Below are 26,640 nucleotides of genomic sequence, written 5' to 3'. Positions count from 1 at the left end.
TCAGCCCGTGCATTTCGCAACGTTTTGGGGCATGATGGATGACTACACCACTTGTACAGATGCCTTTACAGGCCCTTATCCATGTTTGCGCATCCCTCAACAGCAGCGTTCATCTCTGGCGTCAGGCACCGTAGCCCGGGTCTTGTTCAGGCCCTGGCCATGGTGGCCTGTGCCGCCGGTATCGGCCTGTGGGGCGCGCTTCTGCTGGCCCCTCTGCCGTTGCCCGCGCCTGCAGCCCTGGCGTCAGGCCCTGTCACCGGCCCAAACCTTGCTCCGGTTATCAACTGGTTCGGTGGAAACAGCGCACGGCTGCGTCTTGAAGTCGTCGGCCTCATCGCCTCGGAACCACACGGTGCTGCCCTGCTGTCAATCAACGGTGAACCACCCAAAGCCTTCCGTACCGGCCAGGCCCTTGCCCAGGGGTCAGCCTTTCGGCAGTCCTGCCCCAGGGGTTGTCATCGACCAGGACGGCATCACTGAAACCATTACCGCCGCCACCCAGCAACCCGCACAACCGGGGTTCATCGCAGCGCCCCCTGCAACAACGGGCCGCTAACCGCGCTGCCTCACGCCCCCGGCTACAGTGCCAGCAAAACAGCCATACCGGTCAGCGTCAGGTATGGGCCAAAACTGAACGCTTCGCCCGCCTGCAAATTACCCCTAGCCGCCGCATGACGGCGACAATCAGGGCCAGCGCAGACGACAGCACGATCACGTCCGGCAAAAGCGCCCAACCCAACCAGGCACCCAGTGCGGCCAACAGTTTGAAATCGCCATGCCCCATGCCCTGACGGCCGGTGAACCGCCAAAATACCCAACAAACCATCCATAGCGCCAGATAACCCGCAAGCGCCCCGACAACCGCATCGGCAGGCGCGGCAAACGTGCCCGCCATATTCACCAGCACGCCCAGACACAGCAGCGAAAGCGTCAGGATATCGGGCAAAAAGCCCGTTTCGGCATCAATCCAGGCCAGCGCCAGCAACACGACAACGTACACAATGGCCGCAACCGCTGCTGGCGTTGCCCCAAATCGCCACGCACAACACAATGCCAGCACCGGTGCCACCCGCCAGAACGCGGCCCGATAGACCCGATGAACGGGGGCAGGCTCGGCCGGAAGCTGCGCATCAAGCCGACGCGGCAAAATGTACGCTGCACGACTCAAGGGCACACACAAAAACAAAGCGAAGGCCACCGCCCCGACAAACACGACGGGTGCCGGCAGCCCCCACGGGATCCACATATCCATTACCTGGCCGGGCCTGCCAAAAAACCCGCTTACCGGACCGAAGCGCTGGCAGCCGCCGTCAGTGGCGCTTCAGCATCTTTGACCAAACGAAAACCGACATGCGACATGGGGCTATACGGGTCGGAACCCCGTCGGGCGCTGGGCCGGTACGACAGACAATAGTCTTCATTGCACAGAAAAGAACCGCCGCGGATAACCCGCTTGGGGGCATTAACAGGCACACCCGGCTCGGACGGATCAAACGACCGTGCGGGCCCTGCCGGATTTTCGAGGGCTGGCCTTTGGCCAGCTGGGCCTGCTTGCTGAAGTACGCCGCGTCGTACCAGTCGGCCACCCACTGCCAGGCGTTGCCCGTCATGTCGTGCAAACCGTAGCCGTTGGGAAGAAAGGTACGCACAGGTACCGTGCCTTCAGCCCCGCCGGCCTTCGGGCTGACCACCGGAAAACTGCGCTGACGGGTATCCCAGTAATTGGCCATGGGTTTGCCATCGGGCATCAGCTCGTCGCCCCACACATAGGTCGCCTGTTCCAGGCCGCCCCGCGCGGCGTACTCCCATTCGGCCTCGGTGGGCAAACGCTTGCCCGCCCAGCGGGCATAGGCCAGCGCATCGTCATAGCTGACCTGCACCACCGGATGATCACCCTTGCCATCAATCGTGCTGCCCGGCCCTTGTGGATTGCGCCAGTTGGCACCCGGCACATAACGCCACCACTGCGAATAATCATTCAGATCCACAGGGCCTGCCGTACCCACAAACACCATCGCCCCCGGAACCAGAACCTCGTCAGGTGGCTTGGGGATGCCCGGGGGCAATTGCACGCGTATGGTTTCCCAATCAGGCTTTTTTCGGCCGTCGTGACGTAGCCCGTTTGCCGCACGAATTCGGCAAACTGGTCGTTACTAACATGGGTAACATCCATCCAGAAACCCGGCACGCTGACGGCATGGGCCGGCTTTTCATTGGGCTGAGCCAGCTTGCTGTCACTGCCCATCAGGAAAACACCCGGTGGAACCCACACCATATCGTGCGGCGCCGAAACACCGTCTGACGGCACTCCCGCTGGCATAACCGTCGCAACCGAAGTCTGGCCCTTCCAGACCATAGCCACCGCAGCGACGGCAACAGCACCGACCACGACAACCGCCGCCAGCAACCAGCGGCGGCGAGTGCCGTTAATAAACCCCATACGTACGCTCGCAGGTTTTATTCAGGTTGGCCTGAATAACGGCCTCGTCTTTGTAGTCTGTCTTACCATCGCGCAACGTGGGCGTCAGGAAATCATAAACGCTGGACAACCCCCATTCCTGGGCAATTTTCCGCCAGTTGTTAAGATCTGCCGCATTCACCACGCCATCCATATTGCCATCGCCAGGGCAGTCGGGATCGGATGCAAGAATACTGTCCATTTTGGCGCGAAGATCTTGATACACCGCCGTCAATTGCGGGTCTGAAGTCGGCAACAGGTTACGGTCAACGGTGTCAAGCAAAGGTACCGGCTTGGCCTGATTGACTTCGAACAGTTCTTCGGTAACAACTTTCTTATGGCCATCGGTGGCGGGGTCGTAATCAACACTGGTATTGACCACCAGCTTGTAGCGGTCATTGCGAACGGCCACACTGGACTCGGGCACCAGCGCCAGCAGGTCTTGCGGCGGGCTGGCCTTGTAGCGCGCCTCGTTGACGTCGGCACACGTGGCATACCCTTGGCCCGGCGGGTTGGTTGGAATGACAGAAGCGCTGGTATACCCAGGGCCCCAGTACACACCCAGGTTGTCCTCGCACACACTTTTTGAGGTAGGAATCACGGTGCAGGCGGTACTCATCACACACGGCCCGTTACGACCACCATTGGCTTGCTCGTTCAACCCGCCCTGAGTGAAATTGACCGTACGCAAGCTGCCCTGGCCCGGGTCTTTCAGGTAGGGCAAGATGCCCGCCGAATCAATGGTGTGCGGGACTTCTTTATGGGCATCCAGGCCGGCCAGTTCACCAAAAAACTGGAACAGATCGACCATGTTGACCATATGGTCAACCTCGCGCCCCGGCTGCACAACCTGCGGACCGGCAATAATCAACGGGTCCCAGACCCCGGTCTGGTAAGCCGTTCCCTTGGCCCGCGTTGGGTCAAAAGGCAGCTTGACGGCATTGGCCAACGACCCGTTGTCACCCACAATGACAATGACCGTGTTCGTTGCTGCCGGATCATAATTCAGGCTGCCGTTTTCGTTGTAACGGGCAAGACCTGTCTCAACCAGCAAACGGCCAAACTCGGTATCCAGCGCCTCGGTCATTCTGTCTTGTATAACCCGCGTACCCACAGCGCTGCCCTGACCGTCATCCGTACAGCTCAAGCTATCGAGCGGGCCTGTATGACCCGGCACCAACCGCTTGGGCGGCTGTTGCCAAGGGTGTGTGCCGCACTGTAACTCACCGTTGCCATCCAGGGCTTGTCGGAAGAACGGGAATTGATCCATTTAATAGCCGCATCGGTTTCGATCGTGGTGCGATACCCGCGGGACCGCGGGTCTGACAACTTCACCACCTCGGTTTGGCCATTCTCGATAACCACCAACGGCGAAACATAATAGGCATTTTCAACGTTGAAATTCAGGCGTGCCGGGGGCGTACCGCAAACGGCATCAGGCACCAGAATACCGCCCGAATCAAGACACTGCATCCCTGGCGCATCCTGGGTCAATGAGGTACGGGCCACAACCGAGCAACTTCCATCGGGCTGGTAACACGCCCCACGCTCAGCACCGCCCGAGCGCTCGCCCGGAATGAACCCGCACATTTGCGTCGCCGCCGTGTCGTACCCGCCTGCCGTTCTGTCAATGGAACCTGGCAAGCCGCCTACCCAGCCATAGAAGTAATCCCAACCCAGCACACCGGGTGTCGAATGCTCTGCCTGATTATTCTCGGGCCCGGCCAAGTGGAACTTGCCGAACATACCGCTTTCGTAGCCTGCACGTTTAAGCAGCTTGGGTGCCGTAATGTCGTAGGGTGACAGTTGGGAGGTGGCCAGGTCATTCGGGCCAATGGCCTGATTGATACCGGTTCGCAAGGGATACCGGCCCACAAACATGGCCGCACGCCCCGGCGAACATTCGGGCATCGACCAGGTATTGCGGAAGCGAAGACCGGCATGGGCAACCGCGTCGATATTGGGCAGATTGGGGCCCACAGCCCCACCGTAACCAAAGACCTTCATCTGGTCAATACCCACATCGTCCATAATGACAAACAGGATATTCGGCCCCCGGGCCGTATCATTGCCACCACTACTGTCGTCAGAGGAAGATCCACCGCAAGCGGTAAGCACGAGTGCGGCAGAAACGGCCGCCAACGACGCCGAAAGCGTTTTATTCACAGAATTCTCCGGTGCAATAGAGGCAACATGGAACGGCAAACGGCCTGTCACCCGTAGAGTTTTTCAAAGTGTAATTGATCTACCTCAAATCACAACCAGAAAAACAGATGAATCCGAATCCTGTCATGGAGACAGCGTTGGTCACTCAGTGCTTCTCGTTACGCTTGGATCTGGACCGGTGTGATTGAACATACCACCCCAAGACGCTTGCGCTGCATAGGGTGGATAACGCCAAAGGCAGAAGAAACGTGACATCTTCAAACGGCAGACGTGCGATGAGCTGGCCCGGCATAAACACAAGCGCTACCAGAACGGTTGCACAGAACATGGCAACCACTATGCAAGTAATAAGAACAATAAGTTTGAAAAGGCTTGGCTCGTGTACTGACGCTTTGTTCATTGTCTTCCCCTTTTTGGATTGGTTTTTTCTGCGGGTTGATCACCTGCTGCCGAATACTGCGCAAACAATCACGCGTGAAAATTTATTGTGTAATTTTCGGCAGCGTAGGGGATACCCTCTGACTCGTCAAGTGTTTGACATAAGCAATAAATCGACCCGGACACTAGAAACGTACATTCACATACAGTGAACCCGCATTAGTTGTATTACCACCGCCGAACTTGCCGCTGTAATTCAAGCCCAGGACTGCCTGTTTACCCATATCCACTTCACCACCCAATGCAACGTGTAAGGCATTGCGACGGGTTGGGTTACCCTGGACAATAAAACGGGCATCACGAAACCGATCAAACTGCATTTCGCGCCGGGGAGTCAGGTCACCACTGGCATATCCCCAGGCAATTTCACCCGTCAGGCGAAGCAGCGAATCAGAGCTGATCGAAAACTCCGAATAACTCCGCACACCCAAAGTCATACGGGTAATGTCATTGTTCTGCCCCTTGAATACAATGCAGCGGGTCCACCAGTTTCAGTCAAACTACCCATACGCTGGTGCATCCAACCCAGACGTGCAAAGGGTTCAAGGGCTGTCGTGTCTGCAAGCGGCAAAGCGTAGCCAAGCTCGGTATACGCATAAATTTGCTGGCCGTCATAGTCAGCACTCAAGGTCTGGTCACCACCGACGGTAATGTTGTGACGTCGCGTATCTACGGCCTGATGAGTCCAGGCCCCGGAGACCCGCCAGTGGATTGCATTACCATTGCTGGTCTGCCAGCGCGTACCGCCATACAGCGCCAAGGTGTAACTATCAATGTTGGCACGGCTGCTACGCTCATCCATATACGAGCGGGTGTCATGATAACCAAAGGCCGCCCCCATATACACGTCATTACCCAGGGCCACATCGCCCCCAGATATAACCCGTTGGTGTGGTACCTCGCGTCTGCCGTCCCGGCACGGCCTTTCATATCAGACCACTGACGCTCTATCGTTACCCACACAGGTTTGTGTACTGAATAGCCCGTAGTTAACAGGCTGTTCAGGCGACGGGTCGACACATCTGTCCATAACCCGGTTTGATTGAACAGGCCTGATTGCACACTGGCATGGAGTTCACCGCCAAGCTGGTCCATCAAACCCGGGAAAACGTCTGAACGCGCGTTCAGAACATCATCGTAAAGGGTTGATAACACAGACGGTGGCACCGCCGAAAAACCATCGAGCGCATTGGCGACACTCGCCTGATTGGCCGTCTGGGTATAACGTGCAAAAGCAATGCTGTTTCTGTTGAACGTCAACGACAGCCCATTACCAGACCCGGCCGCTTGCAGACCTGGTGTCAAGAACAATAATGGTGGGCTATCGATTCGTAACCCATTATTGATAACCGTTGGCGCCTGCAAAAAATTATAGGCAACGCCCTGACGGAATCGACCCCTTGCAACTCAAGCACCGAACCGCTATCCAAAGTGGCTGTACCAGATACCTTGAGAATATCGTAGGCATTATTGTTGTCCACTTCAATGGCCAGCACAGAGCCCGACGTAGCGGTATAGTTACCCAGCACATTAAGCGTGCCAATCGAATTGCCTGGGGCTACCGTGCCCTGGTTGACGAGATCGCCCACATAGCCCGAACCACCCAGCATGCCGGCGAGGTTAACGGTGGTTGTACTGTTCGCTGCCAGCGTGCCATTCACCACCACTCTGCCGCCATTAACGGTATTCCGTGGTGAATTAAGCTGGGCATGTTCAGTAACGGCAAGGATACCCCCATTGACGATGGTATCGCCCGTATTGTTGATTCCTGCAATTTGCAAGGTACCGTCTTCGACAGTTGTCGTTCCGGTGTAGCGGTTGATACCGCTTAACGTCAGCGTACCAGCGCCGCGTTTGACCAGCGACCCACGTTGTGCCGGATACGCAGGGTCACCGAAAAGATCACCAATATCATTCGAGAAGGTGGCGTCATAACCCTGGGTATCAACATCAAAATCCGAAATAAAAAGCGCCGGGCCACGTACCGCTTTGGCGGCATTCAGCAACCCCCAACCGTAAATAACATCAAACCGGGCGCCGTCCTCAGGAATCAGGTCTGTAGCCGTGGTCAGCAAGGTTTGCTGCAGCTGACTGGCATTAAAAAAGGGAAAGCTTCTTTGACCAAGGCAGCAGTACCGGTCACATGCGGGGCGGCCATTGAGGTGCCAAAATAGTTGATATAGCCCCCTTGAAATAAGCCGACAAGATGCCTTCCTCTTCAGCGTACCCCCGGAGCCGCCATACACCACCATTTGGCAACCCCGCACGCGTTCGAAAACGAAGAAATTTCACCCGTATCAACATCAACAGAGGTGACCGCCAGCCAGTTATCTTTAAGACCCGGATAATAGTAGGGTGCCGCCGCCAGAAAATCAGGGTTAAGCTGCTCCTCATTGCCGGTAGCAAAAACCATCAGCTTGTCCGTATCGCGCATTGCATGAAGTGCCGCAATTGACTGTGGGAACAGTTCATCGGCATAAAAAAGAAGTTCGTATCCCCTTTTGAACGCAGGCCAAAGTCAAGAACATTGCACGGCTGGATTGCACTACCCGCCTCGCCACGGTCACATACATTGACACCAATGCTGTTGTTGATAATGCCGATATTTTTATCAGCGTAATAGTTCCATGACCTGGAAAATGCCTGATCCAGGAATGATGCGGCCGTGGTATACGATGCAGTTTCGTCACCCTCTTCATCCTCCTCTTCGTCATCCTCCGGGTTAATACCGAAAACCCCATAACGCGCCATTAAAAATGAGGCATTAAACGCGACACCGTGCATCTCTTGCCCATCTCGTCGACCCGCCATAATTGCAGACACGTGGGTACCATGCCCAACACCCGAATCCATACCGGATGTCGGGGTTATAGGTTGGTTGCGCATGAAGTCATAACCACCCGTCAGCTGACCCGAAAATTTTGGGTGCAGCGGCTCGATACCCGAATCCACGATACCCAAGGTAACGCCTTTGCCGGTGTAACCAAGCCGGTAAGCCTCTGACGCGTTGATGAGCCCGAGACCGCGCTGATTCAGGTAATCTGGAGTTTCAAACGAAGCGGCACTTTGGCTGCTGGCATTACCGCAGACGCCCAGGCCAACGAACAAAAGCCCGATGAAAATGAGCCTCTCAAGCCATTTCCCCGAGCGTGAACATACGGTTAGACGCAAAGGTGTCTGAATGTTAGCGGGGCTTGGCGACATAAATTTGTACGATCTCATTTGACGTGTTTGAGCCAGGCATACAGGCTTTTCCTTTTGAAGTGCACAACTCGCTCAGTTTCCACAAAACCCGGTGTGATTCATCAGTGAAGGTCTGTGGCCAATACCGGCATTCAATCCTCCCGCTGGTGGGGGATGTTGCAGTTTTCGGATCTGAAAACGGCGGGCTTACGGCTTGGGCATAGCCTGCAGCGCCTTATTTGCTAACCAGGCCTTGCTGACCAGGGGATCGGCGGGGATGAAAGTGCCGTGCCCGAGGCGCTGGATGAAATTGAGATCCACCATCCGATTGGTCATGCCTTGCACCTGACCTGAATCAACCGGGGATCCGATGGCCTTCGAATACTCTGCCAGGGCGTCAGCGCTATACAAATTTTTGACGCCGTTCGGGGAGCCCGAGGCAATCTTGTCGAAGATCACCAGCGCCAGCTCGCCGAGGCCTTCCATGTTGGCAATCTCTGCATTCGCTGCGGTAGCCGCCTTGGTGCTGCAAATAATCGGGAATGCGACATTGGGATCATGCTCGTATGACTGCAGGATGTTGACGGCCTGCAGCAATTCCTCTGGCCTGTTACCCATGGTTCTAAATCCCTCCTGCATCACGGCGAGGTCTGGGATCTTATAGCCAGGTGCAGCGGTCATAGCTTGGTGAATCCACTCCACAAAATCGTCTCCAAGCGGTGCATAGTCTTGATACATAGCGCCAGCAAAGGGCTGCGTGCGGCGCGACGTCATATCGGCCACCAGCGACTTGTGCGAGCCGGTTCCGACGATCAGCAGGCGACCAGAACGCTGCGGGTTCAAGTTGACCTGATCACGAGCGGCCTTGAGGGCGTGCAGAAGGTTGTTTCCTTCATCTGTGGCCATGGCCTGTTGCACCTCGTCAATGATCAGCACCACGTCGGTATGGGCCAGATCAGTGATCTCTTGAAATACCTGTCCCAGTGTCGCTCCGTTATTTGCGCCGATGCTATCAATTTGAAATCCGAAGCTGAAGCCTACCGCGCCAAGATTGAGGCCTTTCAAGCGCCCCAGGATGCCACTGCCAGGCGTGGCCAACTGGTGCGCCACGGCCTTGACGGTCTCTGTGACCAGATCCGTGCTGCTTTTGGCCTTGTCAGCCCAAAGATCTGCATAGATGGCGATTGCGCCGTCTGCCTCGATCGCAGGTATCAGGTCTTGTTTGATAAACGTGGTCTTGCCTACGCGCCGGATCCCAGACAAAAACAGGCCTGACAGGATGCCTGCATCAAGAGGCCCAGGGTTGAGCAATGCGTCTTTGATGGCTTCGGCGTACTTGGGACGTCGGAAGTATGGGGATTTAGCCATGAATTTTATTAAAAATTATTTGATAGAAATAATTATGCTTCACAAATAATTTTATGTAAATCCGGGCAAGACCCCAAAAACAAGGTAAGCGTTCAGCCAACCCCATCTTGAGTCCGCTGACGCTGTGTTAGAGCATACGTGTCCATTTATTTTTCCATGGACACGTATGCACCAAGATACTAATGGTCGGCGTCGGCGCCGTAAACACTCCCCTGCGTACAAGGCCGAACTGGTCCAGCTGTGCTTAAGCAGCGGGGCATCAATTTCCTGACTGTCTGTTCTTTGAATTCTGCGCTATAGCTGGGCACTTCCTCACTCCGACCGCTCCCTCAAATATTAACCAAAAATGAGCGGACCTCTATTGTGACAGAGGGGGCAATAGCGTATTCATCTATACGCGCGACGCTAAATTTTGTCTACCCAAACGATGGGAATCAACACACAAACAAAAACTTGCAGCACTAAATAACCAAAGAACGCACCCACACCGCCAAAAAAGCCAGCAACAACGGCCGTGACCAATGTAAATATTGCCCCTACCGAAATCCGGGCTAAAGTCAACCAACCGGAGCCACCCGATTTGCGTCCATGATACTCCCCTGAGCAAACAAGCCATGTCACCACCAGCGATATCAACACCAAAAAACGCGCTGGATTCACTAACAACCAATCCCATACTTCCTGCATTGCACCTCTCGCTTAACTCGCCATCCGTTGTATGTTTATTTGGGCCAAGGCCAGCAAGTTTCTTAGAAAATTTGTACGATTTCAAAACTCCGAATAGGCGCAGCTTATTGAGTCAGCTACTTGTTCAGCGTTTGTGAAACCCTCAATTTATTCGTCTCAAAAAAGCGAAAAATTCCTACGGAACTCTCAAGTTTTTCCCGAATGTCAGTTTATCCGAAACCCGTTCAATTATTAGGGTCGATTTTGGGGCAAAGAGTGAGCCGGCCAAGACTTTTACACAAGTCATCCACTCATACTGATTCTCATGCCCCTCTACGCCTTAGGGAGCCTCCGATCAATTCCCCCGTCCAGCGGTAAACGCGTGGAGTTTCTCAACACTGCTACCCAATCGGGAAACTTAAATCACGCACACCGACCTGCCGACTTACATGCACTTGCACAGTGGATATCGGATTAGTAAAGCAAAAAGGCCCTCCCTTGCAATACCTACAACGTACTGGAGTTCCAACCAAGGGGCCTTGCTTCGCTTTCTTGCGCAGACGGGCATCGCAGAAGACAGTACCGCACCGCCCCGAAGAGGTGACTATAAGGACGAAGGGGTATTCGACGCCTGCTGTTCAGCCAAAACGCAATGATATCGAGCCGAAGGAACCTGCTGGTGTGAGGTTATAAACTTAGCCAGGCAACATCACTTCCCCTCAATTGCACCAACACACCCTTGGCACGACGGTGCCAGGCGTCAAGCAAGCCAACCCAATAAAAACGGCCACCTAAAAGGTAGCCGCTCATAACGCATCAGGAGCAGTGGCCAACTTATCTCACAAAACCTGGCCAACTATTCCCGAAACCAACACAACCATCACGTATCAATATTCCCCGCCTGCAAGGCATGCGTTTCAATAAACTCACGCCGGGGCTCGACGTGATCACCCATCAGTGTCGTGAACACTTCATCAGCCGCAATCGCATCATCGATCTGCACACGCCACAAACGGCGTACCTTCGGATCCATGGTCGTTTCCCACAACTGCTGTGGATTCATCTCGCCCAGACCCTTGTAGCGCTGCTTGCTGACCGAACGTTCGGCCTCGGCACGCAGCCACTGAACCGCTTCGCGGAAATCAGACACGTACTTCTCTTTGCGCTTCTCGCCCTCGCCGCGCACCACCATCGCCCCGCGACCCATCAGGCCCACAAACGTTTTGGCTGCCCTCGACAACACGGCATAATCGGCACCACGCACAAACGTACGGTCAAACACCGACACCCGAACATTCCCGTGATGCATGCGACGCAGCACCAGGCGCCACGGGCCATCCTCTTCGGGCTGTTCGGCAGTTACCGTCACACTACCCGGCAACGCCGGGTTTTCAATGGCCGACTGCAAACGCTGTGCCGACGCTTCGGCAGACGCCTGGTCGTCCAGGTTCAGCGACACACCCTCTGCCATCGCCGACAACGCTTCAATATCCACCGTGCGACCCAGACGGTTGATCACCGCGTCCGCCAAAATATACTGACGCATCAATTCGGCCAGCGTATCGCCAACCAGCGGTGCTGCGCCCTCTGACGGAATCACCGACGCATCTTTCAGCGCCAGTTCCATCATGTATTGTGCCTCTTCGTGGGCATCTTTCAGATAACGTTCGTCGCGGCCCTGCTTCACCTTGTACAAGGGGGCTGGGCAATATACACATAGCCATGCTCGATCAAGGCCGGCATTTGACGATAGAACAGCGTCAACAACAGCGTACGAATGTGCGCACCGTCAACGTCCGCGTCGGTCATGATGATGATGCGGTGGTAACGCAGCTTCTCGATATTGAAATCGGGGCCGATACTGGTGCCCAGCGCCGTGATCAGCGTGGTGATTGCCTCACTGGCAATCAGGCGGTCAAAACGTGCCTTTTCGACGTTCAGCACCTTGCCGCGCAGCGGCAAAATAGCCTGGAACTTGCGATCACGCCCCTGCTTGGCCGACCCCCCGCCGAGTCACCCTCGACGATGTAAATTTCGCTAAGCGCGGGGTCTTTTTCCTGGCAGTCAGCCAGTTTGCCCGGCAAGCCTGCGCCTTCAAGCACGCTTTTACGACGTGTCATCTCACGCGCCTTGCGGGCCGCATCACGCGCCCGGGCGGCTTCAATAATCTTGTTGCACAGCGCTTTTGCGTCGTTCGGGTTCTCAAGCAACCAGCTTTCCAGCGTACGTGCCACCGCCTCTTCAACGGCTGGACGAACTTCGCTGGACACCAGCTTGTCTTTGGTCTGGCTGCTGAACTTGGGGTCTGGCACCTTCACCGACAACACGCAGGCCAGGCCTTCACGCATATCGTCGCCAGTTGTATCGACCTTGGCCTTCTTGGCCATCTCGTTATCAGCGATGTACTTGTTCAGGACACGCGTCATGGCGGCACGCAAGCCCGTCAGGTGGGTACCGCCGTCACGCTGCGGAATATTGTTCGTGAAGCACAATACCGTTTCGGTGTAGCTGTCATTCCACTGCATCGCGACATCGACACCAATTTCCACCTCGCCCACCTGGGACTCGGTGCTAACCGAAAACACATTGCCATGCAACACGGTTTTCGTACGGTTGATGTATTCGACAAACCCCTTCACGCCACCGGCAAATGCAAAGTTTTCTTCGCGGCCCTGACGCTCGTCGATCAGGCGTACCTTCACACCGTTGTTCAGGAAGGACAGCTCGCGCAAGCGCTTGGCCAGAATATCGTAGTGATATTCAATGTTCTCGAAAATGATCGGATCGGCCAAAAACTGGACCCGCGTGCCGGTTTGCGACGCGGTGCCCGTGACATGCAGCGGCTCAACGCGCTCGCCCTGGCGAAACTCCATTTCGTGGGTTTTACCATCGCGCCAGATCGTCAGGCGCAGCCATTCGGACAGCGCATTCACACACGACACACCCACCCCGTGCAAGCCACCCGAAACCTTGTACGAGTTGTGGTCAAACTTGCCGCCGGCGTGCAGCTCGGTCATGACGATTTCAGCGGCGCTGCGACCGAATTCGTCATCTTTATGGATGTCGGTAGGAATACCGCGGCCGTTGTCGCTGACCGAAATGCTGTTATCGGCGTGAATCGTGACAACGATGTCGTCACAGTAACCCGCCAGGGCTTCGTCGATGGCGTTGTCGACCACCTCAAAAACCATGTGATGCAACCCTGTACCGTCGGACGTATCGCCGATGTACATGCCTGGCCGTTTACGAACGGCTTCCAGGCCCTTGAGCATCTTGATCGATTCGGCACCGTAACCGGATTCAGGGGTAGGGTTAGTCTGATCTGACATAACGATTTTCTTACCTTATATAAAGCGGGCAATGACTGCGGCACAACGTGTGCCGGGACCTGCGGCAGGGCCAACAGGCGCTTACGCCGCCGCAGAATCGGGCAATACCATGAAGCGCCTGAGTGACTAAATGCGCATTGGCATGACGACGTACTTGAACTGATCGTCGTCGGGTAAGGTGATGAGTGCCGATGCGTTGGCATCCGGCTGAACCGACCAGAGGATCTCTTCGGTTTTCACCGTTGCGAGGACGTCCAGCAGATAGCTGACGTTGAAACCGACATCCAGCGCTTCGTGCGCGTAATCAATGTCAATTTCTTCCTGAGCCTCTTCCTGCTCGGCATTGCTGGATGAAATTTTCAACAGGTTGTCACCCATCTGGACACGGACACCCTTGAGTTTGTCGGTGGTCAGAATGGCGGCACGCTGCAAACTGCCCTGCAAAGCTTCGCGACGGACCGCAAAATGACGGGTGTAGTTCGTCGGGATAACACGCGTAAAGTCGGGGAATTTACCTTCAACCAGCTTCGAAATCAGCTCAACGTCGGCAAAACGGAACCGGATCTGGCCTGCAGCCACATCAATTTGAACGGGGTCGTCAAGGTCACCCAGCAAGCGCTGCATTTCAAGTACGGTTTTGCGCGGCACAATGACATCGTGCTTCTGGGCAATACCATCAGCCGCCGCCGCACAGTGTGCCAGGCGGTGACCGTCAGTGGACACCGTGCGTACCAGACCCGGTTCGAACACAAACAGCAAACCGTTCAGGTAATACCGGATGTCTTGCTGCGCCATGGCAAAGTGCACCATGTTGAACAAATGCTTGAGCGTTTTTTGCGGCAACGAGAACGAAACATCCCAGGCCTCGGGCTGCGATACCGTGGGGTAATCGGCTGCCGGCATGGTTTGCAACGCAAAGCGGCTTTTACCCGACTGGATCGACAGTTTGCCGCTGGCCAACCCAAGCTTCACATCATTCGCATCAGGCAACGCCCGCAAAATGTCCATCAACTTGCGCGCGGCTACTGTGGTCGATTCGGGCTGGTCACCGACACCGAAATCGGCGTGCGTCGTAATCTGGACTTCAAGATCAGTGGCCAGAAACGAGACCTGGTTGCCTTCTTTGCGCAACAGCACATTGGCCAGAATCGGCATGGTGTTGCGGCGTTCGACAATACCGGCCACGGTCGACAGGGGTTTGAGCAACGCATCGCGAGTCGTTTGTACGAGTTGCATGGTTATCCTTTCAGGGTTTGTTCTAATACGTGTAAGGCGTGGTTAAGCTCGGAATTCTTGGATCGTGCGTCTGAGATTTTACGAACTGCATGCAAGACCGTGGTGTGGTCGCGGCCCCCGAACAAATCACCGATTTCGGGCAGGCTTTTCTGGGTCAGCTCTTTAGCCAGATACATAGCCACCTGACGCGGCATGGCAATATTAGCGGGCCGGCGTTTGGAGTACATGTCGGCAACCTTGATTTTGTAGAAATCGGCCACCGTTTTCTGTATATTTTCCACCGTGATTTGCCCGTTCGACACCGACAACAAGTCTTTCAAGGCGTCTTTGCACACTTCCACCGTCAGTACTTCACGGCCATGGAAACGCGCGTAGGCCAGCACCTTGCGCAGCGCCCCTTCCAGCTCACGCACGTTGCTGCGCAAATGCTTCGCAATAAAAAAGCCACCTCTTCAGGCATGGTGACGCTTTCGATTTCGGCCTTGCGCAACAGAATAGCCACCCGCATCTCAAGCTCGGGGGCTCAATAGCCACCGTCAGGCCCGAGTCAAAACGGGAAATAAGACGGCTGTCGATGTTGGCCAGTTCTTTCGGGTAGGTGTCTGACGTGATGATGATTTGCTTGCGCTTGGCCACCATGGCTTCAAACGCATAGAAGAATTCTTCTTGTGTGCGGTTCTTGCCGGCAAAAAACTGGATATCGTCAATCAGCAGCAAATCGAGCGAATGGTAATAACGCTTGAATTCGTCGAACGCCTTGCGCTGGTATGCCTTGACCACGTCGGACACATACTGGTCGGCGTGTACATACCGAACCCGCGCCGAACTGTTCTCTTTAAGCAGGGCATTGCCAATGGCGTGAATCAGGTGAGTCTTGCCCAGGCCAACGCCCCCGTACAAAAACAGCGGGTTGTACGAAATGCCCGGATTCTGCGCGACCTGGATGGCGGCCGCCCGGGCCAACTGGTTGGCCTTACCGGTAACGAAATTTTCAAACGTCAGATCGGTATTCAGACTGGAGCGGTCGTAGGCGATATCGGCGGCGGCGTGCGCGGCCACGACCGCAGGAGTAAGACCAGGAGACGCCGGGGTGCCCGAAGCGACAGCCGCACGCGGCACAGGTGCAGCGCTGGGTGCGGCAACAGGCGTTGCAACAGGTGCCGGTGCCGCCGGCATGGCCACCGATGGCCCACCCGCCGCACGGGCACTGCCCGATGCCGCCAGTTCAAACGTGACCTGCACCGGCCTCTGGAACCAGTCTGAGGCCAACGCTTCGATTTGATTGGAAAAGTTTTTGCGCACCCAATCAAGCTTGAAGCGATTGGGCGCTGCCACGCGCAGCACAGCATTGGCCTCGTCGTACGCCACCGGCACAAGCGGGCGTATCCAGGCACTGATCTGTTGCGGGGGTAGGTCTTGCTCCAGGCGTTGAAGACAGGATTGCCAAAAATCTTTCATAGATACCACTTCTGTAAACCTCGATTCTACCCTGTTGACGGGGAAGTTATCCACAAGGCAGGATGCAACAGCCCATGTCAGATTGCGCTAAGCGCTTGACTATTCATTAAAAACTTGTTGAAATAGCAGGCTTTCCCGGATTTTTTAACTAAGTCTATGCAGGTAGGCGCTGCGGGTGTTTGAAAAACGCATTGAAAACATGCGTTCAAAAAGCAAAAAGCCCGACACGACACGTCCTGCTGGCACAACCAAAGGCATAGCGCCATGAAACGCACTTTCCAACCTTCCGTTACACGCCGCAAGCGCACACACGGCTTTCTCGTTCGCATGAAAACTCGTGGCGGCCGCGCTGTTATCAACGCTCGCCGCGCTAAAGGTCGCAAGCGTCTGGCTGTCTAAAGCGGCGTTCCCGGCAACGTTCCGGGCCCCGGCCAGATACTGATGCGTGCCACGTTCACACCGGCGGCGCGCCTGCACCGCCCTCTGAATATGCGTTTGCCTTGCAAGGCAAACGCGTTGCCCGAGGGCTTTGCTTGTGGTCAGCACCCCGCGCAATGTCGCGGCAAACCCCGAAGGCGCGCGCCTTGGCATGATCATCGCCAAACGTTTTGCCGCCAAAGCCGTCACACGCAATGCCATCAAACGTGTCATTCGCGAAGCTTTCCGGCTAAAACGACACCAGCTTCCACCCAAAGATTTCGTTTTCCGTCTGCACAGCAAAGTGGCGCCGGCCTCGTTAACTGAACTTAAACAAAAAGTTCGGGCCGAAGCAGATTCCTTGCTTGAACGGTCGGCCAAATGCTGAAAGCGTTGTTTATCGCCCCCATCCGGTTTTACCGGTATTTTTTAAGCCCCTGGGTTGGCAACAGTTGCCGCTTCACCCCAACCTGCTCGGTTTACACCATCGAGGCCATTGAAACCCACGGCGTAGGTAAAGGGCTGTGGCTGGGGGCAAAACGCATTTGCCGTTGCAACCCGTGGTGCGAAGGTGGCCACGACCCGGTACCAGGCACACAGACAACCGGACACTGACCCGGCCAGCCCTTAGGGCTGGCTACGTTAAACTAGCATGCTTTTGTGCTTCAACCTTTGAACAGGCGCTATGGATATCCGACGCACCCTCCTCTGGATCATATTTTCGTTCTCGCTCTTGCTGCTCTGGAACAACTGGCAAGTGCACAGTGGCATGCCGTCATTATTCGGTGGCTCACCTGCGTCAACGCAAACCGCGCAACCTGCTGAAGCGACCGGTACCAACCCGGCCGATGTCCCTGCCGGCACACCGGTAGCCACCAATGCCGCCGCCGATGCTGTACCCGGCTCAAACCCCGCCGTCGCATCGCCAACCGGCCAACAGGTTCAGGTCAAGACCGACGTTTACGAACTCACCTTCGACACCCTGGGAGCCCAGCTGGTCAAGGCACAGTTGTCGCAGTTCAGCGGCTTTGACGGCTCTGACAGCCCCATGGTGCTGCTCGACAACAGCCCCAACTCGTTTTACGTGGCCCAAACCGGGGTTGTCGGTGCGCCTGCGGGTCAAAACTTCCCCACCCACCTGACACCATTCCGTCTGGTATCCACCGATACCACACTTGCCGGCGACGCCCTTGATGTTGTCTTCGAAGCCGAATCCGACGGCGTCAAGGTGACCAAAACCTATACGCTGAAACGGGGCAGCTACGACATTCATGTCACGCACGACATCCAGAATACAGGCAATGCACCCGTCACCCCATCGCTGTATCTGCAGCTGACCCGCGACGGCAACGACCCGCCCAACACCTCGTTCTTCTACAACACCTTCACTGGCCCGGCGGTTTATTCGGCAGAAGAAAAGTACCAGAAGATCTCGTTCTCTGACATCGACAAAGGCAAGGCCAACTACATCAAACAGGCCAACGATGGCTGGATCGCCGTCGTTCAACATTATTTTGCATCGGCCTGGGTCCCTGTCGAAGGCAAGACCCGCTTCAACGAAGCGCTGCGTCTGGGCAACAATCTGTATGCCATCCGCAGCATCGAACCCACCGCAACCCTGGCACCCGGCGACACGGTTGCGGTCAAGGCCCAACTGTGGGTCGGCCCGCAAGACCAGGACGCCATGCAAGCCGTGGCCCCCGGTCTCGATGTCGTGGTCGACTATGGCTTCCTGACCATTATCTCCAAACCGCTGTTCAAACTCATGACCTGGATTCATGACTTTGTCGGCAACTGGGGCTGGACCATTGTCCTGCTTACCGTCCTGATCAAACTGGTGTTCTACCCGTTATCCGCCGCCAGCTACCGGTCGATGGCCAAAATGAAGCAGGTCACCCCACGCCTGCAAGCCCTGCGTGAAAAGTTCGGCGACGATCGTGGCAAACTGAACCAGGCCATGATGGAAATGTACCGCACCGAAAAAATCAACCCGCTGGGTGGTTGCTTGCCGATGCTGATCCAGATCCCGGTGTTCATTGCACTGTATTGGGTTCTGCTGGGCAGTGTTGAAATGCGCGGCGCTCCCTGGATTCTCTGGATCCACGACCTGGCCGCGCGCGACCCATACTTCATCCTGCCGGCCATCATGATGGCGACCATGTTCCTGCAGATCAAGCTGAACCCCACGCCACCCGACCCCATGCAGGCCCGCATCATGATGCTGATGCCCTTGGTATTCGGCGGCATGATGTTCTTCTTCCCTGCCGGGCTGGTACTGTACTGGTGCGTTAACAACGCCATTTCCATCGCCCAGCAACGCTACATCATGCACAAGCTCGACAAAGAGCAAGCGCAAGCCAAAGCACATCGCTAAACCCAACGGCCAGGCCCGGGCGGCCTGGCCCTGCCGGGCTGGCGACATCAAGGTGAACCCATGGTCGCTTATGCACATGAACCCATTGTTGCCATCGCCACCGCCCCCGGGCAAGGGGCATCGGCGTTGTCCGGGTATCGGGCAAAAACCTGCTGCCCCTGACCCAAACGCTGTTCAGTACGCCACTGAAAGCGCGCCACGCCCACTACCTTGACTTCAATGACGCCAACGGCACGCCCATCGACAAGGGCATTGTGCTGTTTTTCCCGGCGCCCCATTCCTACACCGGTGAAGATGTGCTTGAACTGCAGGGCCATGGCGGCCCGGCAGTTTTGCGTCGGCTGCTCGAACGTTGCCTTGAAGCAGGCGCCCATCTGGGCCTGCGCCATGCCGAGCCCGGCGAATTTACCCACCGTGCATTCCTGAACGACCGGATCGACCTGGCCCAGGCCGAAGCCGTTGCCGACCTGATCGAAGCGTCTTCCGAAGCCGCAGCGCGCAGCGCCATGACCTCGTTAAGCGGCGCGTTTTCGCATCAGGTCAACGCGCTTGATGAGCGTATCGTGCACCTGCGCATGCTGGTTGAAGCTACCCTTGATTTCCCCGAAGAAGAAATCGAATTTCTGGAAAAGTACCAGGCCCACGAGCAGCTGGTTTCCATCCAGAATGATCTAAATGAAATTCTGCAACAGGCCGGCCAGGGCATGATTCTGCGCGAAGGCCTGCATGTGGTTCTGGCCGGCCAGCCCAACGTGGGCAAATCCAGCCTGCTCAATGCCCTGGCCGGCGACGACATTGCCATCGTCACCCCCGTTGCCGGCACAACTCGCGACAAAGTCGTTCAACAAATTCACATCAACGGCGTGCCCATCCACATCATCGACACGGCGGGTCTGCGTGACACCGACGATACCGTGGAACGCATCGGCATCGAGCGTACCTGGGCTGAAATCGAAAAAGCCAACGTCATCATCCACCTGCAGGACATCCGCTCACCCGAAGACCCGCTTGACAGCGACATTACCGAGCGACTGCCCGCACGCACCCCCGTACTGAATGTGTTCAACAAGCTGGATCTGGCCACTGAAAAGCCCACGTCCACTGACAGCCGGCTGTACATTTCGGCCAAATCGGGCGACGGGCTGAACGAACTGCGGCAGCGCCTGCTGGACATCGCCGGCTGGAAACCCACGTCGGAATCCCCTGGCTGGCCCGCGAACGCCATGTGAATGCCCTGAAAAGCGCCGCCGGACATCTGGAGCTGGCCGCACAGCATGCGCAGTTCAATGACAGTGTGCTTGACCTGTTTGCCGAAGAACTGCGGCTGGCCCATGAAGACTTGTGCGCGATTACCGGGCAATTCACCAGCGATGACCTGCTGGGGGAAATTTTTTCGAGTTTCTGTATCGGCAAATAACCTCACTTCCACGGGGGTCCATCAAGGTCTACGAATTCCCTTGAAACCCGCATGAATGCTGGATTTATTGCCTATATGGCGCTATACAGACATATTGAAAGCCGTCTGATTTTATGTCCAAGTTTATGTCCAAGTAGCAGTTTTGGCCTGAGCCTCTTTCTACTTGGACATACGGAGGAAACAGATGGCACTCACCGACACCGCCTTGAAGGCTCTCAAGCCCAGGGACAAGACCTACACCGTTAGCGACGACCGCGGCCTGTACCTGGAAGTTTTTTCAACCGGCGGGATGGTCTGGCGCTACCGCTATAGGCTCAATGGGAAGTATGAGAAGCTCACCCTCGGCAAGTACCCGGCGCTCACCCTCAAGAATGCTAGGCTTATGCGCGATGGTGCCTCACAGATAGCGGCAATCGGCGAGTCGCCAGCCCAGAAAAAACAGCAATCGAAGATCGCGGGCCCGGAAAACACCACCCTCAAACAGTTCGCCGAACGCTTTTTCAAGGAAATCCAGCAGCGCGACCGTAAAGACACCACCATGCCACGCCGCTATCTGGACAAAGACATTCTTCCCTACCTGGGCAGCAAAGCGGTGCGCGACCTCACCGCCGAGGATGTGCGCTCAGTCATTTGGAAAAAGAAGGAGCAGGGCTTTGACGCGGCGGCGGGCCAAGTGCGCGGCTTGCTCAAACGGATGTTGGACTACGCCGTAACTTGTGGGCTTATCTCATCCAACCCGGTGAGCGCGCTGCCGATACGTCACATCTACAAGACAGTGTCCCGAGAGCGAGCGTTGACGACCGGTGAAATCAAACAGTTCCTTCAAGCCGTCCACCTGTCGAACATCCGTCGTCAGTTCAAGATCAGCCTCCAGCTCATCCTGATGACGCTAGTTCGCAAGTCGGAACTGTTGTTGGCCAAGAAAAGGGACGTGTATCTCGAAGAGGCCGAATGGCACATCCCTCAAGGAAACTCAAAGACAGGCAAGCCGCACATCGTCTATCTGTCGGATCAAGCGGTGATACTGTTCCGCGAGCTATTTATTCTCGCCGGTACAAGTGAATGGGTCTTGCCAGGTCGGGGTTCTCTGATCAAACCGTTTGCACACAACGCACTTAACAAAGCACTCAAGGTCTCATTGCAAGGCCAGGAAATTCCGGCTTTTACGATCCACGACTTGCGGCGCACCGCATCGACTCTGCTGCATGAACAAGGATGGGCCTCAGATGTTGTGGAAAAAGCGTTAAACCACACTATCGGTGGCGTGCGTGGTGTCTACAACCGTGCCGAGTATTCCGAACAACGCAAAGCCATGCTGCAAGCATGGGCTGACATCATTGATACCCTCGCGCCAGCTATGAATCTTGTTGTGCCACGGGCTGAAAGATGAAGACCGCTTCCATTGAGCAACCTCTGCGGGGTTTCCCGCTACCCATGAAACCAATAGAGACTTCGCAGGAGTAGAACAGCGTAGCGGGGCGTTGAGCTGTCCAGAGAGCCCAACGCCGGCAAGACGCTCCAACATCGCCTTGATCCGTGGAGACAAGAGCAATCCGAAGGCAGCATATAATAAGCCACCTTACTATATATTACCGATGGCATGAAGCTCGAGCAAAAGTATGAAGCACTGCTGCATGAAGCTCGCCAGTTGAAGATGCCTGATGTGGAGGGCATCCGTTTGTGCTTTCAGACACTGTCGGTGGCGACGAGCATCGACCGAGACTGGCGCCATATGGCCTTTCCGAGGGGCGTTTTGTAATGCTTTTTGCTGGATGCCTCTGCCGACGGTTTGTCGCCAAATGTGCTGGCAGAGCGCGAGGCATTGAGCGAGCGCCATGCGATGGCGGGCGACCGTCGCGCCGTGACAGTCCGTCTCACGTCCAAGGGCAAGCGTTTAGCTAAGCGGGTGTTCAAGGAGCACAGCCATTGGATTGGCGGTCTGTATGGCAACCTGGATGCGGCCGAGCGTAAACAACTGGCTGGGCTGCTGGAAAAAGTGGCGGCCAATCTCGCGGATGCGAAGACATGAGCGCACTGAGAGATTTGGCCTCTCGAAAGGGCTACACCCGCGTCGCGGACATTCCCGCGGACGTGCTGCTGGCCCTATCACGTGGCGAGGTCCCTAGTGCGACCCTGGCCGAATGCACGGCGCAGGACCAGGGTATGCTGATGCGGGTGGTATTTCCTCGCCTACCCGCGTACCCGAGCCCGTCCTCCTGGTGATCGTCTGCAGCATCCCTGTTCTCGACCGACTGGCCGTTTGAAAACATCGATCATGCGGCCAACTAGTTTGACCAGACATCCATCAGCGATGGCGGACCGCCTCAAGATAGGACGCAGCAACTCGGTGCGGCTGTTCAGGCTGTTGCCCGGCCGGCGGCCGGGCAACAGCCCAGAAAGGGCCCGCCAATCAGAGGTCGGCGCGCAGCAGGTCGGTTCCGCCCGCTGCGCTGCCGATTCCCCTCACGCCAAAGCCGCTGTCCGCCCAGAGACATTCGCCGGTAACGAGGCGCGCGCCAGGCGAAGCCAGATACACGAAGGCCGGTCCATAGTCTTCGGGCTCGGGGATGAAGCCCATCGGGATGACTTTTTCAGCGCCGGGCAGCACGGCGTCTATCGGCGACTGGCTCAAGCACTTCAAGCCTTCCATGCGGGTGCGTGCGACACCAATGGCGACTCCGTTGACCCGTACATGCGGCGCGAACTCCCAGTGCCAATTGATGCACGATGCCCAGGTTCGCATGCTTGGTGGAAACGTACAGTACGCCGTCGTCGACCGCACGATAGCTCGCCAAGGAGCACGAGAAAATCATCGATCCACCGGTTTTAAGCAGGGCGGGCAAGCTGGCCCGGGCACCGAGCAAATAGCTTTTGACATTGATCGCATAGATTTCATCGATCGCTGCCTCGAGCTGCCCGACGGGGATGTCCACGAGCTTCAAGTTGCCGGCGCCGACCCCCGCATTGCCCACGAACACGTCAAGGCGGCCAAACGCCTTGACCACTTCGTCCACGGCCCGCTGGTTATCGGCCATGGTTTCGACCGAGCCCAGGATGCCGTGGACCGCTGGACCAAATTCCTCGCATACGGCCGCAAGCGTCTCGGCATTGCGGTCCAGCACGCCCACCCGCATTCCTTGCGCCACATAGGCGGCGACCACCGCGCGTCCGATACCAGCCGCGCCGCCCGTCACCAGGGCTACCTTTCCATCCAACTCCGACATGATTCCTCCTTCATAGTAATGCTAGTAATCCAAATACGATGTCATGACGCTATGCCATCAGCGCGCCGCCGTTGATTTCGACCACGGCGCCCGTCATGAAAGCACCCAGATCGGAAGCGATATAGGGCACAATGCCGGCGATTTCATGCGGAGCGCCCAGCCGGCCCACGGGTATCGAAGCAGTCAATGCGTCGTGGCTGACGGCACCCTCGGTGTCAAGATAGTCGCGCAGATGTTCCGTCGCCACCGTGCCGGGATTGATGGCGTTGACGGTAACGCCGTGCCGCGCCACTTCCAGCGCCAGTTGCCGCGTAAAGCCGATCAGGCCCGCCTTGGCCGCCACGTAGCCCGTCGCATTGCCCAACGCGGGCGCGGACGCGGTGATAGAGCCGATATTGACGATGCGCCCCCATTTGCGTTCGATCATGCCCGGCAGCACGGCACGGCAGATCAGGAACGGCCCCGTCAGGTTCACCGCCAGCTGCTGCTCCCATTCGGCGCGTGTGGACTCCAGCGTATCGACGGCGCGCAGAAAACCGCCCGCGTTATTGACCAGGATATCGATGGCGGGCACCTCACGCAGCAGCCTGGCTACGTCCGCCTCGTCCGCCACATTACCGACGAAGCCCTGCACGTTGGCGCCCGTCTTGTCGGCGAAGCGACTTACACTTTCCGACACTTGCCCAGAATCCCGCCCCGTAATCACCACGGAGGCACCGCTTTCCATCAGCGCCTCGGCGATGGCCGCTCCGATGCCCTGGCGGGCTCCAGTCACCAGCGCCACCCGCCCTGCGAGACTTATAGCCATCATTGATCTCCAGGTGCCGAAACCCGGCCGCCCGGCTTGGTCAAGCCTCGAATCGACAACCCGCTGTCGGCAGTGATGACGGAGCCGGTCATCAAGCCCGACTGCTCGGCCGACGCCAGAAGCGTGAAAATACCGGTGTACTCTTCAACACTGGGAACTTTCTGCAGAGGTAGCACATAGCGCGTTCCATCCAGCACAGAATCGGTCTCCGCCTGGCCCAGCGCGCCCAGCCCCTCAAGCGCGTCGGTGCAACGCCGGGCGCGACGCCGTTGACGCGCACATCGGGCGCCAGTTCGTAAGCCAGTTGGCGGATCAATCCCAATACAGCATGCTTGGACGCCGTATAAAGTGCACCTCCGCCGGCGACATTGAAGCTGGCAAAGGAGGCCGTGAGAATCACGCATCCTTTGGCGGCAATCAGGTCGTCCAATGCCGCACGCACGCCAAGCATGGGCGCAAGCACATTGACACCGAACAGCTCAGTGAACGCGCTGGAGACGCTCGGGCCGGGGATATCGGCCAGCGCTTGGGCCGCATCGGTGATGCCCGCATTGCCGACGAACACGTCGATGCGCCCCCATTCTCGGCGGGCGGCGTCCACGGCCGCCTGGTTTCCCTCCCGGTGGAAACATCGGCCACGACGGGAATCAGCGCTGGCCCCAGCTCTTGAGCCAGCGCGTGAATTCCCGCTGACCGGTCGACACCCACCACCCGTGCCCCCTCCTGGACATAGCGCCGCGCCACCGCTGCGCCGATGCCTGCCCCGGCGCCCGTCAATATCACCACTTTTCCTTCAAGTACTCTCATGCAATCCTCGGCTCTTCTGTTTAACGATTGAAAGCTCAGCGGGCTTCGACTCTGAAAACTGGGCGAAACCCCGTAGGTGCGAAAGATTGGCTGATGTCGGCCTTGTCGATATCGGACTGATCGAAATATTGGCCCTCGACCACCATCTCGCGGATGACGTCCTGCTTTTCAAGCAGCTTCACAGCCTGGTTGACCGCAATGCGCGAACTCAGCACGCCTCGCTCCATGTAGGCGGCTTCTATGGCCTTCTGCTTGATGCCTTGGTAAACGCCGGGGGTCATGTACAGGGCAACCAGCTTGACGCCATCGTGACGGTTGTGCGCGCGCAGCACAGGCACGCCCGCCTCAGCAGTGACGCCCGACCCTACAATGTAGTCCAGCTCTTTGTGGGTTTGCAGCACGTCCTCTATCAGGCGCGCCTGCACTTCCTTGCCCAGATCTCCGTGTTTGGTTTCCACGATGTCGATAGCACCGCCCTTGATGCCCTCTTTGAAACCCTTGTCGAACTGCTCGACAAAGCCGGTTCCAGCGGGCCCGGGCAGCCAGGCAACCTTAACCTTGGGCGTACCGTCTGGATGCCTGCGCACCAGGAACTGGCCCGCGTTGTATCCTTCGGCGTAAGGCGACGCCAGCACGTGCGAGCTGACATCCGGAGAAGAAACGCCGATCAGCAGATCGATAACCGGCACGTTCTTTTTCTTCAGCTCGGCGATCAGATTGTTCAGGCCGTCGCGCGACACGGCGGCGAGGATGACCGCCTGGGCGCCCCCGGCCACGCAGTTCTCAACCTGCGAGATCTGATTATTGAGGTTGGGATAGCCCCCGCGTCCATAATATGCAGATTCACACCCAGGCGCTTGGCCTCTTCGACCATGCCGTAATCAGTGGCCATCCAGAATGCATCTTTCAGATGAGGAAGCGCCGCGCAGATCTTCCAAGGCTGAGCGGCCTTGTCCACAGCCTGGTACTGAACCACCTTGGTCGTGCCCTCCGGCATAATCTGCTGCACATCCATGGGAAACCAATCTGCCGCGGCCCCCAGTGGTGAAACCGCCAGGGCACCTAGGGCGATCAAGGCTTTACAGGAATAATTCTTCTTCATACCGTCTCCTTATTTTCATTCAAGTTTTAATTGGCCTGCTTTGCCAACCGCTTTGGGTTCAATTAACCCCAGCGCCCGCAACGGCTCCTTCTTCGCTGGTTTGCATCACGCACGTATCGATGCGGATTCGACTTTGCCGCGTCTCGTATCCGGCGATTCGAACGTATCCAAGCCGATTCCGCAGCGAAT

The 26,640-nt window shown here is 56.8% G+C and carries 18 protein-coding genes and 10 pseudogenes; 9 read left to right on the top strand and 19 right to left on the bottom strand.

All coding sequences use genetic code 11. From position 1 onward, the window contains the following. The first annotated feature begins 81 nt into the window (after positions 1 to 81). On the top strand, positions 82 to 480 hold the full coding sequence (locus N7E01_RS08960) for a hypothetical protein (protein ID WP_289175700.1): 399 nt from the start codon (positions 82 to 84) through the stop codon (positions 478 to 480). A gap of 133 nt (positions 481 to 613) precedes the next feature. Here N7E01_RS08960 and N7E01_RS08955 read toward each other — a convergent pair whose 3' ends face one another. The 13 genes and pseudogenes from N7E01_RS08955 to dnaA form a co-directional block, all read right to left on the bottom strand. Continuing rightward, positions 614 to 1,252, bottom strand: a complete 639-nt coding sequence (locus N7E01_RS08955) for a prepilin peptidase (RefSeq protein ID WP_289175699.1) — start codon at positions 1,250 to 1,252, stop codon at positions 614 to 616. A gap of 29 nt (positions 1,253 to 1,281) precedes the next feature. Beyond that, positions 1,282 to 2,440: pseudogene (locus N7E01_RS08950) on the bottom strand (formylglycine-generating enzyme family protein). After that, positions 2,427 to 3,545 (bottom strand): alkaline phosphatase family protein, encoded by a 1,119-nt coding sequence (locus N7E01_RS08945; RefSeq protein ID WP_289175698.1) that lies wholly within the window; start codon positions 3,543 to 3,545, stop codon positions 2,427 to 2,429. The pseudogene N7E01_RS08950 and the gene N7E01_RS08945 overlap by 14 nt, the downstream one beginning before the upstream one ends. Positions 3,546 to 3,601: 56 nt before the next feature. Further along, positions 3,602 to 4,624: a sulfatase-like hydrolase/transferase gene (locus N7E01_RS08940; protein ID WP_289175697.1), complete on the bottom strand. Its 1,023-nt coding sequence runs from the start codon at positions 4,622 to 4,624 to the stop codon at positions 3,602 to 3,604. 626 nt (positions 4,625 to 5,250) lie between these two features. Then, positions 5,251 to 5,927 (bottom strand): annotated as a pseudogene (locus N7E01_RS08935) (autotransporter outer membrane beta-barrel domain-containing protein); the annotation flags it as partial. A 436-nt stretch (positions 5,928 to 6,363) separates the two neighbouring features. Continuing rightward, on the bottom strand, positions 6,364 to 7,137 hold the full coding sequence (locus N7E01_RS08930) for an autotransporter-associated beta strand repeat-containing protein (RefSeq protein ID WP_289175696.1): 774 nt from the start codon (positions 7,135 to 7,137) through the stop codon (positions 6,364 to 6,366). Continuing rightward, a pseudogene (locus tag N7E01_RS08925) lies at positions 7,131 to 7,475 on the bottom strand (S8 family serine peptidase). Before N7E01_RS08925 ends, N7E01_RS08930 begins: the two are co-directional and overlap by 7 nt. Continuing rightward, positions 7,475 to 8,266 (bottom strand): S8 family serine peptidase, encoded by a 792-nt coding sequence (locus tag N7E01_RS08920; protein WP_289175695.1) that lies wholly within the window; start codon positions 8,264 to 8,266, stop codon positions 7,475 to 7,477. Before N7E01_RS08920 ends, N7E01_RS08925 begins: the two are co-directional and overlap by 1 nt. Positions 8,267 to 8,452: 186 nt before the next feature. Next, on the bottom strand, positions 8,453 to 9,613 hold the full coding sequence (locus tag N7E01_RS08915; protein ID WP_289175694.1) for an ATP-binding protein: 1,161 nt from the start codon (positions 9,611 to 9,613) through the stop codon (positions 8,453 to 8,455). Positions 9,614 to 10,018: 405 nt separating this feature from the next. Then, positions 10,019 to 10,300 (bottom strand): hypothetical protein, encoded by a 282-nt coding sequence (locus tag N7E01_RS08910; protein ID WP_289175693.1) that lies wholly within the window; start codon positions 10,298 to 10,300, stop codon positions 10,019 to 10,021. Between the two features lie 859 nt (positions 10,301 to 11,159). Next, positions 11,160 to 13,608, bottom strand: a pseudogene (gyrB, locus tag N7E01_RS08905) (DNA topoisomerase (ATP-hydrolyzing) subunit B). A 126-nt stretch (positions 13,609 to 13,734) separates the two neighbouring features. Further along, on the bottom strand, positions 13,735 to 14,844 hold the full coding sequence (gene dnaN, locus N7E01_RS08900; RefSeq protein ID WP_289175692.1) for a DNA polymerase III subunit beta: 1,110 nt from the start codon (positions 14,842 to 14,844) through the stop codon (positions 13,735 to 13,737). 2 nt (positions 14,845 to 14,846) lie between these two features. Continuing rightward, a pseudogene (gene dnaA / locus N7E01_RS08895) lies at positions 14,847 to 16,302 on the bottom strand (chromosomal replication initiator protein DnaA). A gap of 264 nt (positions 16,303 to 16,566) precedes the next feature. Between dnaA and rpmH the strand changes: the two are divergent. From rpmH to N7E01_RS08850, 8 genes and pseudogenes are all read left to right on the top strand, one after another. Further along, complete coding sequence (gene rpmH / locus N7E01_RS08890) at positions 16,567 to 16,701, top strand: 50S ribosomal protein L34 (RefSeq protein WP_013521800.1); 135 nt, start codon at positions 16,567 to 16,569, stop codon at positions 16,699 to 16,701. 39 nt (positions 16,702 to 16,740) lie between these two features. Further along, positions 16,741 to 17,107: pseudogene (gene rnpA, locus N7E01_RS08885) on the top strand (ribonuclease P protein component). Beyond that, on the top strand, positions 17,101 to 17,334 hold the full coding sequence (gene yidD, locus N7E01_RS08880) for a membrane protein insertion efficiency factor YidD (RefSeq protein ID WP_289175677.1): 234 nt from the start codon (positions 17,101 to 17,103) through the stop codon (positions 17,332 to 17,334). The pseudogene rnpA and the gene yidD overlap by 7 nt, the downstream one beginning before the upstream one ends. Before the next feature lie 70 nt (positions 17,335 to 17,404). Next, positions 17,405 to 19,093, top strand: coding sequence for a membrane protein insertase YidC (gene yidC / locus N7E01_RS08875; RefSeq protein ID WP_289175675.1), 1,689 nt, complete (start codon positions 17,405 to 17,407; stop codon positions 19,091 to 19,093). 60 nt (positions 19,094 to 19,153) lie between these two features. Beyond that, a pseudogene (gene mnmE / locus N7E01_RS08870) lies at positions 19,154 to 20,510 on the top strand (tRNA uridine-5-carboxymethylaminomethyl(34) synthesis GTPase MnmE). 184 nt (positions 20,511 to 20,694) lie between these two features. Then, positions 20,695 to 21,900 carry a tyrosine-type recombinase/integrase gene (locus N7E01_RS08865; protein ID WP_289175673.1) on the top strand — a complete coding sequence of 402 codons (1,206 nt, stop codon included), beginning with the start codon at positions 20,695 to 20,697 and terminating at the stop codon, positions 21,898 to 21,900. 210 nt (positions 21,901 to 22,110) lie between these two features. Further along, positions 22,111 to 22,539 (top strand): annotated as a pseudogene (locus tag N7E01_RS19400) (MarR family winged helix-turn-helix transcriptional regulator). A 209-nt stretch (positions 22,540 to 22,748) separates the two neighbouring features. Then, positions 22,749 to 22,875, top strand: a pseudogene (locus N7E01_RS08850) (amidohydrolase); the annotation flags it as partial. A gap of 45 nt (positions 22,876 to 22,920) precedes the next feature. Here N7E01_RS08850 and N7E01_RS08845 read toward each other — a convergent pair. The 6 genes and pseudogenes from N7E01_RS08845 to N7E01_RS08820 form a co-directional block, all read right to left on the bottom strand. Continuing rightward, on the bottom strand, positions 22,921 to 23,160 hold the full coding sequence (locus N7E01_RS08845; protein ID WP_289175667.1) for an SDR family oxidoreductase: 240 nt from the start codon (positions 23,158 to 23,160) through the stop codon (positions 22,921 to 22,923). Next, on the bottom strand, positions 23,102 to 23,734 hold the full coding sequence (locus N7E01_RS08840) for an SDR family NAD(P)-dependent oxidoreductase (RefSeq protein WP_289175665.1): 633 nt from the start codon (positions 23,732 to 23,734) through the stop codon (positions 23,102 to 23,104). Before N7E01_RS08840 ends, N7E01_RS08845 begins: the two co-directional genes overlap by 59 nt. A gap of 49 nt (positions 23,735 to 23,783) precedes the next feature. Beyond that, entirely contained in the window at positions 23,784 to 24,542 is a 759-nt protein-coding gene (locus N7E01_RS08835) for an SDR family NAD(P)-dependent oxidoreductase (protein ID WP_434089579.1), read from the bottom strand. A gap of 91 nt (positions 24,543 to 24,633) precedes the next feature. Further along, a pseudogene (locus N7E01_RS08830) lies at positions 24,634 to 25,349 on the bottom strand (SDR family NAD(P)-dependent oxidoreductase). A gap of 35 nt (positions 25,350 to 25,384) precedes the next feature. Beyond that, entirely contained in the window at positions 25,385 to 26,125 is a 741-nt protein-coding gene (torT, locus tag N7E01_RS08825) for a TMAO reductase system periplasmic protein TorT (RefSeq protein WP_289175661.1), read from the bottom strand. Then, positions 26,071 to 26,451: a hypothetical protein gene (locus N7E01_RS08820; RefSeq protein ID WP_289175660.1), complete on the bottom strand. Its 381-nt coding sequence runs from the start codon at positions 26,449 to 26,451 to the stop codon at positions 26,071 to 26,073. The genes torT and N7E01_RS08820 overlap by 55 nt, the downstream gene beginning before the upstream one ends. Between the last annotated feature and the right edge of the window lie 189 nt (positions 26,452 to 26,640).

It is taken from the genome of Neopusillimonas aromaticivorans, from assembly GCF_030344915.1.
Taxonomy (GTDB): domain Bacteria; phylum Pseudomonadota; class Gammaproteobacteria; order Burkholderiales; family Burkholderiaceae_B; genus Neopusillimonas; species Neopusillimonas aromaticivorans.
The sequence above is the reverse complement of the archived record's forward strand: the minus strand, read 5'-3'. Positions and strand labels throughout refer to the sequence as shown.